The sequence below is a fragment of the Actinoplanes sp. NPDC000266 genome, assembly GCF_042899005.1.
Taxonomy (GTDB): Bacteria; Actinomycetota; Actinomycetes; order Mycobacteriales; family Micromonosporaceae; genus Actinoplanes.
On record NZ_JBIAZI010000007.1, the window covers coordinates 41,910 to 56,482 of the forward strand.

Consider the following 14,573-nt stretch of genomic DNA (forward strand, 5'->3'; position numbering starts at 1 on the left):
GCCATCACCGCGACCACCACCGCCACCGCCCGCGCCGCGCCCGCCATCGCCCGCGCCCGCCACCGCCCGCGCCGCGCCCGCCACCGCCCGCGGCCGTCCGCGTCCGCCACCGCCCGCACCCGTGCCCGCCCGCGCCCGCCATCGCCCGCGCCCGCCACCGCCTGCGGCCGTCCGCGCCCGCCATCGCCCGCGCCCGCCACCGCCCCCACCCGTGCCCGCCCGCGCCCGCCATCGCCCGCGCCCGCCACCGCCCGCACCCGTGCCCGCCCGCGCCCGCCACCGCCCGCACCCGTGCCCGCCCGCGCCCGCCATCGCCCGCGCCCGCCACCGCCCGCACCCGCGCCCGCCACCGCCCGCCATCGCCCGCGACCGCTATTGCCGCTGCCGCGAACGCCTGCGATCGCCGCGATTGGGAACTCCGCTGACCGCCGCTGCCGCAGTCGCCGCCGTTGCCGCGAGCGCCACGATCGCTGTTGCTTGTGGCCGCGATCGCCGCTACCGGGAACGCCTTTGATCGCAGCGATCGTTGCCTCTGTCCGCGATTGCCGCCGCCGTCACTGCCTGCGGCCGCTGCCATTGCCGTCGCCCGCGGGCGCTGTCACTGCCATCGCCATGATTGCTGCCACTGTCGCGACCGTCGCCGCCACTGCCCGCGGCTGCCACGGTCGCTATTGCTCGCGATTGCCGCCGCCGTCACCGCCCTGAGCCGCTGCCACCGCCCGTCACTGCACGCGGAAGCCCTCACTGGCCGCTGCCGCCGCTGTCATTGCCCGCGGAAGCAGTCATTGCCTGCGGCCGCTGCTGCCGCCGTCACTGCGCGCGGACGCCGCCGTCGCTGCGAAAGCTGTTGCTGCTGGGGCTGTCTGCGAAGTTGAGCGCTGCGGCTGCCGTTGCTTGCGAGCCGATCTGCGCTGTAGCGGGGATTCGCGCTGTTGTGGTGATCGGCTTGTCTGGGGCGCGGTCGCTTCGGCCGCCGGGCGCTAATGGCGTTGCGGCTGCTGGGTTTGTCTGCGACGCGGCGACTGCGTGCGGTCGCCGTGGCGACGGGGTGATTGTTGGCAGTGCCCTGGGCGCTGCTACTGGACGCGGCGCGCCGCTGCGGGTGGGTGGGGTTCGTTTTGGGCGTAAAAGCTGTGAACGCAACAGGGCTAGCTTGAAAGGGTGAGGGATATCGGGGTGCGGCGGGTCGACTTTGGGTATTTTGTGCGGCCTGCGGAAGAGACCGGGACCGGGGCTGACCGGGTGGAACCCACGCTGGGCTATCTGATCGAGCATCCTGAGCGTGGGCTTCTGCTCGTCGACACCGGTATGGGGCGGGATCCCTGGGTGGATGGGCACTATCAGCCCACGCGGGTTCCCCTGGCTGCTGCTCTCAAGGCGGCCGGCGCTGAGCTCGGCGATGTTCGCTATGTCGTGAACTGCCACCTGCACTTCGATCACTGTGGGGGCAATCCGGAAGTGGCGGGGCGGCCTGTGTTCGCTCAGCGGGCCGAGCTGGAGCTGGCCCGGGCCACGGAAAGCCATACGCTGCCGGAGCTTGTCGACCACAAAGGGGCCCGTGTCGAGGAGATCGACGGGGAAGTCGAGGTTCTGCCGGGGGTTCTCATCGTTCCTACGCCGGGGCATACCGCTGGGCATCAGTCGGTTGTCGTCCGGCGGCGGGATGGGACTGTTGTCGTGGCCGGGCAGGGTCACGACAACGCTCATCTGTTCACCAGTGATGTGCTCGGGGGCCACGCCGGCGTGGGTACGCAGCCGGCGTGGCTGGGGCGACTGATGTCGTTCGATCCCAAGCAGGTGGTCTTCGCTCACGACAACGCTGTCTGGACCCCCGGTTCCAGCCACGTCAGCCTGCCCTGAGGGAACGCCGCCTCGATCTGCGCGCGGCCCTCGTGGAAGTGGGACCAGCCCTCGTAGTGGACCGGCACCACGTGGCGTGGGTTGACGCGGTCGACCAGAGCGGCTGCGTCGCGGCCGGTCATGGTGAAGCGGGCCGGGCCGGTCAGGCCGAACTGGACCTTGCCCAGGTGCAGGATCGCCGTGTCGACCTCGAAGCGGTCGGGCACCTTCAGGACGCCGGGGAAGACGACCGTGTCGCCGGAGATCCAGACCACCGTCGAGGATCCCTTGGGGCGTATGGCGAAACCGGTGGTCGGGCCGACGATCGGGACGCTCCACCACGGGCCGTGCCGGGACGGGGTCGCCGTCACCTCGACGTCGCCGATTCTTGTCGACGACCATGGGGCCAGGCCGGTCGCGCCCAGGCGGCGGCCGCCGGCGACTGTGGTCACCACCAGCGGCACGCGCTTGAGCAGGGCCCGGCCCGTGTCGTCGAGGTTGTCGGCGTGCTGGTCGTGGGTCAGCAGCACGCCGTCGAGCGGGCCCAGCGCTGTCACCGGCAGCGCCGGGCCGGCCGTCTTGCGTGACGACGTGCCCCAGCCGAACGAGTAGCGGCGGCCGGGGGCGTCGAACGTCGGGTCGACCAGGAGGCGTACGCCACCCAGCTCCAGCAGCGTTGTCGGGCCGCCGATGTGGGTGATGGTCAGACCGTTCACTTGGCGTGCCGCAGCGCCCAGTCGAGGACCTCGTCGGCGATGGACTCCCAGCCCTTCTGCGCGGGCAGCAGGTGGGCGTAGCCCTCGTACTCCTTGCGTTCGGTGATGGTGTTCGACTTGTAGTGCTTGTGGTTCGACTCCTGGATGGCCGGCGGCATGATGTGGTCCTCGGAGCCCGAGACGAACAGCAGCGGCGCCCGGTTGTCGTTGTTGTAGTCGACCCACGTGTCCTGGTGGCCGGGCTGGAAGTTGGCCAGCACGCCGCCCCACAGGATGCCGCCGCTGGCCGGGATCGCGTACCGCTCGTAGAGGTAGCGCGACTCCTCCTCGGTGAACGTGTTGGTGAAGGCGTACTTCCATTCCTCGAAGCTGAGCGGGATCGCCTTGTGCCGGTTGGCCGGGCTCTTCAGGACCGGGAAGGTCGACTTCAACTGCGAGAGCGGCACCACCCGTACGCCCTCGGTGGGCGCCGAGTTGAGCGCCACGCCGGCCACGCCGAAGCCGTGGTCGAGCAGGATCTGCGTGAAGGCGCCGCCGGCCGAGTGACCGATGATGACCGGCGGCTCGGGCAGGGCCTTGATGGCCTCCTCGTAGCGGGCGATGATCTGCGGCACGGTGACGTTCACCACCGGCGTCGGGTCGGCGTTGAGCGCCTCCACCTCGACGTCGAAGCCGGGATAGGCCGGCGCGATCACCTGATGGCCCTTGGCCTCGTAATGCGCTTTCCAGTGCTCCCAGCTGCGCGGCGTCACCCAGAAACCGTGGACAAGAACGATAGGAGTCATGCCCCGATCGTCGTGGGAGCGTTACCACTCGCGGACCACGCGCCACACGTAGTCAGTCGTGCAACGTCTCCCGCAGTTGCCGCCGCGAGCTGACGCCGAGCTTCCGGTAAATCTTGCGCAGGTGGTAATCCACAGTGTTCGCGCTCAGGAACAGATGCGCGGCGATCTCGGCGTTCGTCCCGCCGTTGCGCGCGAGGCGCGCCACGGCGGCCTCCTGCGGGGTCAGGGCCGTTTCGTTCTCCGGCTGTACGGGGGTGAGCACCGCACCGCCGAGCGCTTCCAGCTCCTGCCGCGCGCGTGCCGCGAAGGCGCCCGCCCGAACCTCGTCGAACATCTCCAGGGCCAGAGTCAGGTGATATCCGGCGTCGCGCCGTCGCCGGCGGCGGCGCAGCCACTCGCCGTACAGCAGATGGGCCCGAGCCAGATCGCCGTGCGCGATCGTCCCGCTCAGATGGATGATCGCTTGCTGGTAGTGCCTTTCCGCGTCCTCGGGCCCGGACAGCAGCGCGCAGCCGCGCTCCAGCAACCCCATCACGCGGGGCATGCCCGAGGCGATGACGGCCAGCGACAGATCCGAGTACGCCTGTTCGGCGGTCTTCCGGTCGCCGGCCCGCAGCGCGGCCTCGATCAGGTCGGGCAGCGCCCACGCGTAGCGGCGCGGCCGGCCCAGCTCGACCAGCCCGCGCAGGGTGTCGCGGGCCGGGCCGTAGTCGCCCGCCGCGATGTCGAGGACGGCCAGGCTCAGCCGGGTCGTGCCGAGCATGCCGCCCATGTGCAGCGCCGCGAAGACGTTCAGGGTGGGCCGGATGCTCTCGCGCACCTCGGCCGGCCCGTGCCAGGCCAGCAGCTCCGGATGACGCCACACCGGCTCCTGGGCCGCGGTCAGCCCGATGGCCTGGCGCAGCCGCTGCCCGGCGGCGTCGTGCCGGTCGGCCTCGCCGAGCCGCCCGAGCATCGCCTCGGTCATCGCGCCCAGGAAGTGGACCAGATCGAGCCGGTGCAGGGCGCCGGTGCGCCGGGCGACCTTCTCGGCCCGTTCGAGGATGGCCCGCTTGGACTCGTCGTCCCAGAGCAGGTTGCAGAAGTTGACGCCGACGACGAGCCGGTTGAGCAGTTTCTCCCCGGGCAGCGCCGGATCGGTGAGCGCGGTGACGGCGCGGCGCAGGGCGGGCACACCGGATTCGTAGCCGCTGACGGTGAAGGCCGCGTAGCCGGCGAGCAACAGCCCGTCCAGGTCGTCGTCGCCGGCCAGCGGGGCCGCGACCTCGGCTATCCGGGCCTCGGACACGTCGGCCAGGTGCTCGGCGGTGATGACGTGCTCGATGGCCTGGACGACGGCCTCGCGGGCCCGGGACCGGTCGTCGCCGAAGGCCTCGGCGGCGGCCAGGCACTTGGCCGGCGCGGTCAGCAGGCCGGCCGGCGCCCCGGCGTTGATCTCGGCGTAGGCGCGGGTCATCAGGGCCGCGCCGCGGTCCGGTCCGGGCAGCGGGACGTCGACCGCGTCGAGGATCGCGAGCGCCCGGGCCGGCGCCCCGGCCGCCATCGCGGCGCCGGCCGCCCGCACCCGCCGCTGCGCGCGGACGGCCGGATCGGGGGTCAGTTCGGCCGCCCGCCCCAGAAAACCGGCCCGGGCGGTGTGTCCGCCGCGGGCGCCGGCCCGGTCGGCGCAGCGCTCCAGATCGGCCGCGACCGTCTCGTCCGGGCCGTCGGCGGCCGCGGCCAGATGCCAGGCGCGGCGGTCGGCCTCGGCCGGGTCGGTGACCGCCGCCGCCAGCGCGCGGTGCGCGGCCCGGCGCTCGGCCGACGTCGCGGCGCCGTAGACCGCCGACAGGACGAGCGGATGACGGAAGAGCACCGGGGGTGACCCGGTGACGAACCGGTCGGCCTCGGCCGTCGCGGCGTCCGCCAGATCGGCGCCGAGCGCCCGCGCGGCCGCCGACACCAGCGCGCCGGTGCCGCCCGCGTTCGCCGCGGCCAGGAGCAGCCACGTGCGGGTTCCCCGTGGATAGGCGGCGATCCGGGCCGCGTAGTGGCTCTCGAGGCGGCTGCCGATCGGCACCGGATCGGGCAGGGGCGTGGCGCCGCCCCACTGATCGGCCGTCAGCTCGCGGCCCAGATCGGTCAGGGCGAGCGGATTGCCGCCGGTGGCCCCGGCCACGCGGGCGGCCAGGGCCGGGTTCACCGGGCCGTCGACCACCTCGGCCAGCAGAGCCGCCACGGCGTCGCGGCCGAGGCCGGTGATCTGCCGCACGGGCAGGCCCGGCAACGGATCCGCGTCGTCCGGCTCGGCCCGCAGGCCGAACAGCAGCACCACGCCCTCGGCGTGCAGCCGGCGGCCCACGAAGGCGAGCGCCCGCAACGATTCGCTGTCGATCCATTGGGCGTCGTCGACGACGCAGAGCCGGGGCTCACGGGCGAGCAGGGTGAGGGTGGCCAGGCTGACCAGATAGAGATCGGGCGGTGGCCCGTCGGAGAGCCCGCAGGCGACCTCGAGGGCGGCGCGCTGGGTGGCCGGGAGCCGGTCGAGCAGGGGAGCGCCGAGCAGGGGGACGAGGAGCCGATGCAAGGCGGCGTACGGGAAATCGGCCTCGGCCTCGACCCCGCTCACCCAGAGGGCGCGGGCGGCCGCGCGCTCCGCGTGGCGCAGCAGCGAGGTCTTGCCCACGCCGGCCTCGCCGCGCAGCACCAGAGTCGCGCTGCGCCTGCTCCGGATGCCGGCGACGAGCTCGTCGAGAGTGGCGCACTCCGCTTCGCGCCCGAACAGCCGCACGTGGCGACCCTATCGATGGAACTACCTGCTCAGCGACCCTCAGAGACCCGAAAGTCGTTGCCCGGCGCGGACCACGGCCATCGCGTGGCGCTCACCGGGGCGGCGGCCGAGGCGTTCGATCGGACCGCTTATCGAGATGGACGCGATGACCCGGCCCGTCCGGTCGCGGATCGGGGCCGAGACACTGGCCACACCGGGCTCGCGCTCGGCCACGCTCTGGGCCCAGCCGCGGCGGCGGACCTCGGCCAGGGTGCGGCCGGTGAACTTGCAGCGGGGCAGCAGCGGCATGACCGCCTCGGGCGGCTCCCAGGCGAGCAGGATCTGCGCGGCCGAACCGGCCACCATCGGCAGCACCGAGCCGACCGGAACGGTGTCGCGAAGGCCGCTCGCGCGCTCGGCCGCGGCCACGCAGATGCGCTCGTCGGCGCGGCGCAAGTAGAGCTGCGCGCTTTCCCCGGTCGCGTCCCGCAATGCGGAAAGCAGGGGCTCCGCCGCGGTCAGCAGAACGTCGGGGGCGGCGTTGGCCAGCTCGCCCAGACGGGGGCCCGGGCGCCAGCGGCCCTGGGTGTCCCGCACCAGCATCCGGTGGATCTCCAAGGCCTGGGCCAGGCGATGTGCCGTCGCCCGGGGCAGCTTCGTTCGGTCGACGAGTTCCGCCAGGCTGGCGCCGTCGACACAGGCCGCCAAGATGACGACCGCCTTGTCGAGAACGCCGACACCGCTCATACTGTGTCCCACAAGCCGAAACATACCTCCCAGAATTTAGGATGTCCAGATGGTGGGAGTCACTCCGAGGACCCTGGCCGAAAAGGTCTGGGACGACCACGTCGTGCGTGCTGCCGAGGGTGAGCCTGATCTGCTCTACATCGACCTGCACCTCTTGCACGAGGTGACCAGCCCGCAGGCCTTCGACGGCCTGCGGATGGCCGGTCGTCCGGTTCGACGCACCGATCTCACGCTCGCGACCGAGGACCACAACACGCCGACGGGCTATGCCGACCCGGCGTTCAACACCAAGCGCGGCGAGCTCTTCACGATCGCCGACACCACCTCGCGGACGCAGATCGAGACGCTGCGCAAGAACTGCGCCGAGTTCGGCGTGCAGATCCGCCCGCTGGGCGACATCAACCAGGGCATCGTCCACGTGATCGGGCCGCAGCTCGGTCTCACCCAGCCCGGCACGACCATCGTCTGCGGCGATTCGCACACGGCCACGCACGGCGCGTTCGGCGCGCTCGCGTTCGGCATCGGCACCAGCGAGGTCGAGCACGTGCTGGCCACACAGACGCTGCCGCAGGCGAAGCCGAAGACGATGGCTGTCACGGTCGTCGGCGAGCTCGGCCCCGGCGTGAGCGCCAAGGACCTGATCCTGGCCCTCATCACGCAGACCGGCACCGGCGGCGGCAACGGCCACATCGTCGAATATCGCGGCGAGGCCATCCGCAAGCTCTCCATGGAGGGCCGGATGACCATCTGCAACATGAGCATCGAGTGGGGCGCCAAGGCCGGCATGATCGCGCCCGACGACACCACTTTCGCTTACCTGGAGGGCCGCGAGCACGCGCCCAAGGGCGAGCAGTGGGACGCCGCGGTCGACTATTGGCGCACGCTCGTCACCGACGAGGGCGCCGAGTACGACACCGAGATCATCCTGGACGCCTCGGCGATCAGCCCGTTCATCACCTGGGGCACCAACCCGGGACAGGGCGCCCCGCTCGACAGCGTGGTCCCCGACCCCGAGGAGTTCGTCGAGGAGACCGACCGCAGCGCCGCCCGCCGCGCGCTGGAATACATGGATCTCGCGCCGGGCACGCCGTTCAAGGACGTTCCGGTCGACGTGGTCTTCGTCGGCTCCTGCACCAACGGCCGCATCGAGGACCTGCGCGCCGCCGCCGACGTCATCCGCGGCCACAAGGTGCACGACGGCGTCCGCATGATGATCGTGCCGGGGTCGTACAAGGTGCGCGAGGCGGCCGAGGCCGAGGGCCTCGACAAGGTCTTCACCGAGGCGGGCGCCGAGTGGCGGTTCGCGGGCTGTTCCATGTGCCTGGGCATGAACCCGGACACGCTCACGCCGGGCCAGCGCGCCGCTTCGACCTCCAACCGCAACTTCGAGGGACGGCAGGGCAAGGGCGGTCGTACGCATCTGGTCTCGCCGCAGGTCGCCGCCGCCACCGCCGTGGTCGGCAAGCTGGCCGCCCCCGCCGACCTCTGAGACCGGAGACAGACATGGACAAGTTCGTGACACACAGCGGCAAGGTCATGCCGCTGCGGCGCTCCGATGTGGACACCGACCAGATCATCCCCGCCGTCTATCTGAAGCGGGTCACCCGCACCGGTTTCGAGGACGGTCTGTTCAGCGCGTGGAAGGACGACCCCTCCTTCGTGCTCAACAATCCGGCCCACGCCGGGGCCACGATCCTGGTCGCCGGGCCCAACTTCGGCACCGGATCGTCGCGCCAGCACGCGGTCTGGGCGCTGCGCGACTGGGGCTTCAAGGTGGTCATCGCGGCCCGCTTCGGAGATATCTTCCGGGGGAATGCTCTGAAGGAGGGTCTGCTGCCCGTCCAGCTCGACCAGAAGGCCGTCGAGGCCCTCTGGGATCTCGGTGAGAGCGAGCCGGACAAGCAGATCACGGTCGACCTGGGAGCTCGTCAGGTGCGCGTGGACGACGCCTCCTGGCAGTTCCCGATCGACGATTTCAGCAGGTGGAGGCTCATGGAGGGCCTCGACGACATCGGACTGACGCTGCGCCATGAGGAGCTCATCACGGCGTACGAGCAGAAGCGTCCCGCCTTCAAGCCGGTCGTCGTCTGACCCTCGCGGAATCCCTGTCCTGGCAAGAAATTTCGCCCCCACCGAGTCCCCGGTGGGGGCGATTTCGTTGTAACACAAGGGCTTTTTTGACACTAATGTTTGTGTCCGCTGGTCAGAGGGCATACGGTGCGCGCAGAATGGCTCGCATTGGGCCACTTCTCACGTTCGGGAGGAAAATCGTGAACAAGGCCGAGCTTATCGAGGCGCTGGCCGCCCGGCTAGGTGACCGGAAAACCGCGACGGCGGCGCTCGACGCGGTCATCAGCGAGGTGGAGAACGCCGTCACCAAGGGCGACCGGGTTGCCATCACCGGCTTCGGCGTCTTCGAGAAGCGGGCACGCAATGCGCGTACGGCCCGCAATCCTCGCACCGGCGAACCGGTGAAAGTGAAGAAAACATCGGTGCCGGCGTTCAAGCCTGGCACCGCCTTCCGCGAGATGGTGGCGAGCGGAAAGGTCGCGAAGGCCGCGGCCCCGGCCAAGAAGGCCGCCACCGCCACCAAGGCGACGGCGACCAAGGCGACGGCGACCAAGGCCGCGCCCGCGAAGTCCACCGCCACCAAGGCGGCCGCGACCAAGGCCGCGCCGGCCAAGACCGCGGCCACCAAGACGACGGCGGCCAAGAAGACCGCCGCCACCAAGGCGACCCCGGCGAAGTCCACGACGGCCGCGACCAAGACGGCCGCCGCCAAGAAGACGACCGCCACCAAGGCCGCGCCCGCCAAGACCGCCGCCACCAAGGCGACGGCGACCAAGGCGGCGCCGGCGAAGTCCACTGCCACCAAGGCGACCGCCACGAAGGCGACGGCTACCAAGGCCGCCGCCACCAAGGCGACGGCTACGAAGGCCGCCGCCACCAAGGCGACTGCCACCAAGGCCACCGCCACCAAGGCGACCGCGGCGAAGAAGACCGCCGCGACCAAGGCCGCCCCCGCCAAGAAGGCTGCCACCGCGACGAAGACCGCCGCGGCCAAGAAGACCACGGCTCGCAAGACCACGACCGCGGCCGCGGCGGAGACCCCGTCCCGCGCCCGCGCCGCCCGCTCCAGCCGCAAGACCAGCTGAGGCACGCACCGCCGAGAAGGCGTCCACCCGTACGGTGGACGCTTTTTCTGTGTCCCGGCGCGGAAGTGGCCACTGTGCCTACCGTCCGGTCATGGAGCGCAGAGCGTCGCCGCGGGGGTTGGTGGGCCGGTCGCTGATCGCGGCCCTTCTGTTCGCGGCCGCCATCGTGCCGGGCTGGACGATGGGCGGGCTGGCCGAGCGGTGGACCGGGTCGGGCCTGCTCGACTGGATCGTCACCGGCGCCTGGGCCGGCCTGGCCGTGCGCCTGCTGGCCCCGTGGGCCTCGTACCGGCCCCGGGACGCCTTTCTGGGGTTGATCCCTGTCTACAGCTGGTATCTCGTCTGTGTGTTGAGCTGGCGGGTCGCGCTGCTGCCCTATCGCGACTGGGAACCACGCGGGGACGAGCTGTGGCGGGCCCGCTGGCTCACCGGCGACCGGCTCGGCCTGTGGCGGGCCGACCGGCCGCCGGTGAGAAGCCGGGAACGCGTCAGAGCCGCGACAAGCCCAGCAGGCGGTCGCCGGACCAGGTGAGCAGCCAGCCGTCGCCCTTGGCGGTCTTGTAGGGCGCCGGATCGGGCGCGTCGGCCAGCGCGGCCAGCAGACCCGGAATCAGCTTGCCCTGGCTGCAGACCACGGTCAGGCCACCGGAACGCAGGTCGGACAGGCGCTGCGCGGCCAGTTTGGCCTTGGCCGGCGCCTCGTCGGCGTCGGACGGCTCGGCGAAACCGCCGTCCATCACGATCGGCTTGCCGCCCAGCGCGGCCGCGAGCGGCTCCAGGGTCTGCTTGCACCGCAACGGCGTCGCCGCCACCAGCCGGTCCGGGGCGAGCGGCGCGACCAGCTCGGCGATCCGCTCGGCCTGGGCCAGCCCGACCGGGTCGATCGGGCGCAGCGCGTCGTTGCCGTTCCACTTCTTACGCTCGCCGGCGTGCGCGTGGCGTACGAGAACCGCCACCGCCGTGACCGGCGGCAGCGCCGCCACATGCTCGAGCAGCGCGCGCTCGTCGTCGTAGCTGACCCGCTCGGCGGCCTCGGCCAGGGGCAGCCACGCGATCTGGTCGACCTCGCCGGTGTCCTGGACCGGAGCCTCGTCGCCGGTGACGGCCATCAGCCAGTAGTCCACCGTCTTGGGGCGGCCGTCGGGCAGGTCGTATTCGACGCGGGGCAGGGCCAGCTGGGGGCGTCCCCGCCGGCCGGTCTCCTCCAGCACCTCGCGGACCGCGCCCAGCAGGGCCGGCTCGCCCTTGTCGAGGTGGCCCTTGGGCAGCGCCCAGTCGTCGTAGCGGGGACGGTGCACCAGGCAGACCTCGAGGCCGTCGCCGGCCGGGCGGTGGAGCACGCCGCCCGCGGCGCGGATCGGTTCCGGCATCAGACGGCCTTCGTCCGCTTGTCGACACGGCGCAGCAGCGCGTCCTGCAGGTGGGTGCTCGGGTCGGTGGGGCCGGCCGGGTTGCGGTGCCAGCTGCCGTCGCCGTGCAGGTCGAAACCCTCGGTGCTGTCGTCCATCGACAGCTCCAGGACGTGCCGCAGCTCCTCGCGGGCGCTCGGCTTGACCACGCGGACCAGCGCCTCGACGCGGCGGTCGAGGTTGCGGTGCATCAGGTCGGCCGAGCCGATCCAGTATTCGGCGTCGTCGCCCAGGCCGAACCGGAAGACCCGCGAGTGTTCCAGGAACCGGCCGACGATCGAGCGGACCCGGATGTTCTCGGAGAGGCCGGGGACGCCGGGCCGCAGCGCGCACATGCCCCGGATGATCAGATCGACCTTCACGCCGTCCTGCGAGGCGCGGTAGAGGGCGTCGATGCTCTCCTCGTCGACCAGCGAGTTCACCTTGATCTGCACGAGCGCCTCACCGCCCTCGCGGGCGATGCGGGCCTGCTCCTCGATCCGCTCGATCAGGCCGGAGCGCACGCCGTGCGGCGCCACCAGCAGACGGCGGTATTTGCGCTGGCGGCTGTATCCGGTCAGCACGTTGAACAGGTCGGTGACGTCGGCGCCGACCTCGGGATCGGCGGTGAGCATGCCGAAATCCTCGTAGAGGCGCGCGGTCTTGGGGTGGTAGTTGCCCGTGCCGATGTGGCAGTAGCGCCGGATCTGGTTGCCCTCCTGGCGTACCACCAAAGCGGTCTTGCAGTGGGTCTTGAGACCCACCAGGCCGTAGACGACGTGGCAGCCGGCCCGCTCCAGCGTCCGGGCCCAGGCGATGTTGGCCACCTCGTCGAAGCGCGCCTTGACCTCGACCAGCACCACGACCTGCTTGCCGGCGGCGGCCGCGTCGACCAGCGCGTCGACGATCGGGGAGTCGCCCGAGGTGCGGTAGAGCGTCTGCTTGATGGCGAGCACGTTGGGGTCGGCCGCGGCCTGCTCGATGAAGCGCTGCACGCTGGTCGAGAACGAGTGGTACGGGTGGTGGACCAGGATGTCGCTCTCGCGCAGGCGGTTGAAGACGCTGCGCGGCACCTCGCCGTCGGCCAGCTGCGGATGGGTGGCCGGCACGAACGGGCGGTCCTTGAGGTCGTCGCGGTCGCTCTCGCCGAACACCTGCCACAGCGCCGACAGGTCGAGCAGGCCGGGCACCCGCTGCACGTCCTCGCTGTCCATGTCGAGCTCGCGCACGAGCAGCTCGAGCACGTGGTCGCTGATCGAGGCGGCCACCTCGAGCCGCACCGGCGGGCCGAAGCGGCGCTGGGCCAGCTCGCGCTCCAGGGCCTGCAGCAAATCTTCGTCGCGGTCCTCGTCGACCTCGAGCTCGGCGTTGCGGGTCACCCGGAACAGGTGCCACTCGAGCACCTGCATGCCGGGGAAGAGCTGGTCGAGGTGGACCGCCACGAGCTCCTCGACCGGCAGGAAGCGCACGCCGCGGCTGTCGTTCTGCACGGTGACGAAGCGGGGCACGTTGTTCGGCACCTTGATGCGGGCGAACAACTCGGCGTTGGCGTCGTCGGGATCACGCAAGGCCACCGCGAGGTTCAGGGACCGGCTCGAGATGTACGGGAACGGGTGCGCCGGGTCGACCGCCAGCGGGGTCAGCACCGGGAAGATCTGCTCGCGGAAGTACGTGCGCAGCCGCTCGCGCTCGGGCGCGTCGAGCTCGCTCCACGAGACCAGCTCGATGCCCTCGGCCGACAGCTTGGGGCGCACCTCGTCGGCGAAGCAGGCGGCCTGGCGGGTGACCAGATCGGCCACCCGCTGCGAGATCATCTCGAGCTGGTTGCGCAGCGAGCTGCGGTCGCCGCCGCGCATCGGCAGGCCGGCGCTGAGGCGCCGCTTGAGCCCGGCCACCCGCACCATGTAGAACTCGTCGAGGTTGCTGGCGAAGATGGCCAGGAACTTCGCCCGCTCCAGCAGCGGCGTCTTCGGCTCCTCGGCCAGCGTCAGCACGCGGGAGTTGAAGTCGAGCCAGGACAGCTCGCGGTTGAGGAAACGGTCCTCGGGCAGCTCCGGGCGGTCGTGCTCGGGAGCCTCGACGGGTTCAATGCTGGCGGTCACGAGTTGCTCCGTTGTCTTCTGCTCGGCCGATCGCGGGAGAAAACGGCCGTTCGGGCCACGCCGACGGCTGTCCGGGGTCCGGGGCGGGGTCTGCATCGCTCCATCATTGCCGCTTTCGGCGGAACGTGAAACGCGCTGGCTAGACGATGCCGGGGATTCTCACCTGACGGACAATGCCCCCCGGATCGCGCTCGACGTCGACCCGTTGACCGAGCCGGAGCTTGCGCAGCCCGGAACCGTCGAAAGCGGGCGCGTCGAAGGCCAGCTCAGTCCCGTCGTCGAGAAGAAGCGTGCCGGTGCGGTCGCCGGCGTCGAATGTCGCGATCGTCCCCTGCATGGCCTCGACGCTACCGGTCAGGCGGCCGAGACGCAGGCCACCTTGAGTCCCAGATCACGCAGAAGCGCGCAGGTGTGCGCCCCGGCGCCCAGGGCGAGGACGGTTTCCAGGTCGGCGGGGGTGTCGACGTCCTGCCGCAGGCCCGGCCAAGCGCCGTCGAGGGCCCGCGCGCCCGACTCGGCATGGGCCCGCGCCGAGCCGATTCCGAAGAGCGGTTCCAGGTGTACGCCGGGTCCGGCGGCCAGGAGCACGGTGCCGGTCCCCGCGGCGTCGGCCACGTAAGCCCTTTTCGAGACGTCGCTCAGCGCCTCGTCCAACTCGGCGGGGCGCAGCGCCGGGAGATCACCGGCGAGAACGGCCCGGCGCCGCGTGAGTCCGGTCACCTCGTCGGCGCCGTACCGCATGGCCTCGTTCAGCCCGGCGCCCGGAAGATCGGGCACCACCTGGGCGCCCAGGCCCGCGACAGCGGCGGCCGCCACCGGATCGTCGGTCACGACAGTGAGGTCGCACACCGCGAGCACCGCGGTGGCCGTGTCGAGCACCATGGCGAGCGCCAGGTCGGCGTGCCGGGCCGCCGGAACGGCCCCGCGCAGCCGGCTCTTAGCCAGCCCCAGTCGCTTGACCGGCATGACAGCCGTCCAGTCCCCACCCATCCGGCCAAGTGTGCCAGCCCTCCGGTGGTAAGGACCCCACCTGGTACCGCGGGCTTCGAGCGGGCATGATTTCGTATTTGAGACGCGGCGGGGACACGCCGC

Annotated in this window: 13 protein-coding genes; 5 read left to right on the forward strand and 8 right to left on the reverse strand. The window is 71.6% G+C overall.

The genetic code is table 11. From position 1 onward, the window contains the following. Positions 1 to 1,161 precede the first annotated feature (1,161 nt). On the forward strand, positions 1,162 to 1,860 hold the full coding sequence (locus ACFY36_RS27635; protein ID WP_499748832.1) for an MBL fold metallo-hydrolase: 699 nt from the start codon (positions 1,162 to 1,164) through the stop codon (positions 1,858 to 1,860). Here the strand turns inward: ACFY36_RS27635 and ACFY36_RS27640 are convergent. From ACFY36_RS27640 to ACFY36_RS27655, 4 genes are read right to left on the reverse strand one after another with little or no spacing between them, the layout of a single operon-like run. After that, on the reverse strand, positions 1,809 to 2,555 hold the full coding sequence (locus tag ACFY36_RS27640; protein WP_499748833.1) for an MBL fold metallo-hydrolase: 747 nt from the start codon (positions 2,553 to 2,555) through the stop codon (positions 1,809 to 1,811). The two genes, ACFY36_RS27635 and ACFY36_RS27640, sit on opposite strands and share 52 nt — an antisense overlap. Beyond that, positions 2,552 to 3,340 carry an alpha/beta hydrolase gene (locus ACFY36_RS27645; RefSeq protein WP_499748834.1) on the reverse strand — a complete coding sequence of 263 codons (789 nt, stop codon included), beginning with the start codon at positions 3,338 to 3,340 and terminating at the stop codon, positions 2,552 to 2,554. The genes ACFY36_RS27640 and ACFY36_RS27645 overlap by 4 nt, the downstream gene beginning before the upstream one ends. A 52-nt stretch (positions 3,341 to 3,392) precedes the next feature. Next, positions 3,393 to 6,110, reverse strand: coding sequence for a helix-turn-helix transcriptional regulator (locus tag ACFY36_RS27650; protein WP_499748835.1), 2,718 nt, complete (start codon positions 6,108 to 6,110; stop codon positions 3,393 to 3,395). Positions 6,111 to 6,149: 39 nt separating this feature from the next. Continuing rightward, the gene (locus tag ACFY36_RS27655) at positions 6,150 to 6,836 is read right to left on the reverse strand and encodes an IclR family transcriptional regulator (protein WP_023561932.1); all 687 of its coding nucleotides are present in this window, start codon (positions 6,834 to 6,836) and stop codon (positions 6,150 to 6,152) included. Positions 6,837 to 6,885: 49 nt separating this feature from the next. On the opposite strand from ACFY36_RS27655, the gene leuC reads away from it, so the two are divergent. The 4 genes from leuC (at position 6,886) to ACFY36_RS27675 (ending at position 10,523) form a co-directional block, all read left to right on the forward strand. Next, positions 6,886 to 8,325, forward strand: coding sequence for a 3-isopropylmalate dehydratase large subunit (gene leuC, locus ACFY36_RS27660; RefSeq protein ID WP_499748836.1), 1,440 nt, complete (start codon positions 6,886 to 6,888; stop codon positions 8,323 to 8,325). Between the two features lie 14 nt (positions 8,326 to 8,339). After that, on the forward strand, positions 8,340 to 8,927 hold the full coding sequence (leuD, locus tag ACFY36_RS27665) for a 3-isopropylmalate dehydratase small subunit (protein WP_499748837.1): 588 nt from the start codon (positions 8,340 to 8,342) through the stop codon (positions 8,925 to 8,927). A gap of 179 nt (positions 8,928 to 9,106) precedes the next feature. Continuing rightward, positions 9,107 to 9,991 carry an HU family DNA-binding protein gene (locus tag ACFY36_RS27670; RefSeq protein ID WP_499748838.1) on the forward strand — a complete coding sequence of 295 codons (885 nt, stop codon included), beginning with the start codon at positions 9,107 to 9,109 and terminating at the stop codon, positions 9,989 to 9,991. Positions 9,992 to 10,082: 91 nt separating this feature from the next. Continuing rightward, positions 10,083 to 10,523 (forward strand): hypothetical protein, encoded by a 441-nt coding sequence (locus ACFY36_RS27675; RefSeq protein ID WP_499748839.1) that lies wholly within the window; start codon positions 10,083 to 10,085, stop codon positions 10,521 to 10,523. On the opposite strand, the gene ACFY36_RS27680 is transcribed toward ACFY36_RS27675, so the two are convergent. The 4 genes from ACFY36_RS27680 to cofC are packed head-to-tail and all read right to left on the reverse strand — an operon-like array spanning position 10,480 to position 14,471. Continuing rightward, a complete protein-coding gene (locus ACFY36_RS27680) occupies positions 10,480 to 11,361 on the reverse strand; it encodes an NUDIX hydrolase (protein ID WP_499748840.1) in 882 nt (293 codons plus the stop codon). The genes ACFY36_RS27675 and ACFY36_RS27680 overlap by 44 nt on opposite strands. Beyond that, a complete protein-coding gene (locus ACFY36_RS27685; protein WP_499748841.1) occupies positions 11,361 to 13,577 on the reverse strand; it encodes an RNA degradosome polyphosphate kinase in 2,217 nt (738 codons plus the stop codon). The genes ACFY36_RS27680 and ACFY36_RS27685 overlap by 1 nt, the downstream gene beginning before the upstream one ends. 43 nt (positions 13,578 to 13,620) lie before the next feature. Then, complete coding sequence (locus ACFY36_RS27690; protein ID WP_498691885.1) at positions 13,621 to 13,818, reverse strand: cold-shock protein; 198 nt, start codon at positions 13,816 to 13,818, stop codon at positions 13,621 to 13,623. A gap of 17 nt (positions 13,819 to 13,835) precedes the next feature. Beyond that, the gene (gene cofC / locus ACFY36_RS27695) at positions 13,836 to 14,471 is read right to left on the reverse strand and encodes a 2-phospho-L-lactate guanylyltransferase (RefSeq protein ID WP_499748842.1); all 636 of its coding nucleotides are present in this window, start codon (positions 14,469 to 14,471) and stop codon (positions 13,836 to 13,838) included. Positions 14,472 to 14,573 lie beyond the last annotated feature (102 nt).

What these genes read in the sequence shown, in the direction of transcription:
- leuC (WP_499748836.1), top strand. Translation starts at nt 6,886, where the DNA reads ATGGTGGGAGTCACTCCGAGGACCCTGGCCGAAAAGGTCTGGGACGAC.
- cofC (WP_499748842.1), bottom strand. Translation starts at nt 14,471, where the DNA reads ATGGGTGGGGACTGGACGGCTGTCATGCCGGTCAAGCGACTGGGGCTG.
- ACFY36_RS27645 (WP_499748834.1), bottom strand. Translation starts at nt 3,340, where the DNA reads ATGACTCCTATCGTTCTTGTCCACGGTTTCTGGGTGACGCCGCGCAGC.
- ACFY36_RS27675 (WP_499748839.1), top strand. Translation starts at nt 10,083, where the DNA reads ATGGAGCGCAGAGCGTCGCCGCGGGGGTTGGTGGGCCGGTCGCTGATC.
- leuD (WP_499748837.1), top strand. Translation starts at nt 8,340, where the DNA reads ATGGACAAGTTCGTGACACACAGCGGCAAGGTCATGCCGCTGCGGCGC.
- ACFY36_RS27655 (WP_023561932.1), bottom strand. Translation starts at nt 6,836, where the DNA reads ATGAGCGGTGTCGGCGTTCTCGACAAGGCGGTCGTCATCTTGGCGGCC.
- ACFY36_RS27680 (WP_499748840.1), bottom strand. Translation starts at nt 11,361, where the DNA reads ATGCCGGAACCGATCCGCGCCGCGGGCGGCGTGCTCCACCGCCCGGCC.
- ACFY36_RS27690 (WP_498691885.1), bottom strand. Translation starts at nt 13,818, where the DNA reads ATGCAGGGGACGATCGCGACATTCGACGCCGGCGACCGCACCGGCACG.
- ACFY36_RS27685 (WP_499748841.1), bottom strand. Translation starts at nt 13,577, where the DNA reads ATGCAGACCCCGCCCCGGACCCCGGACAGCCGTCGGCGTGGCCCGAAC.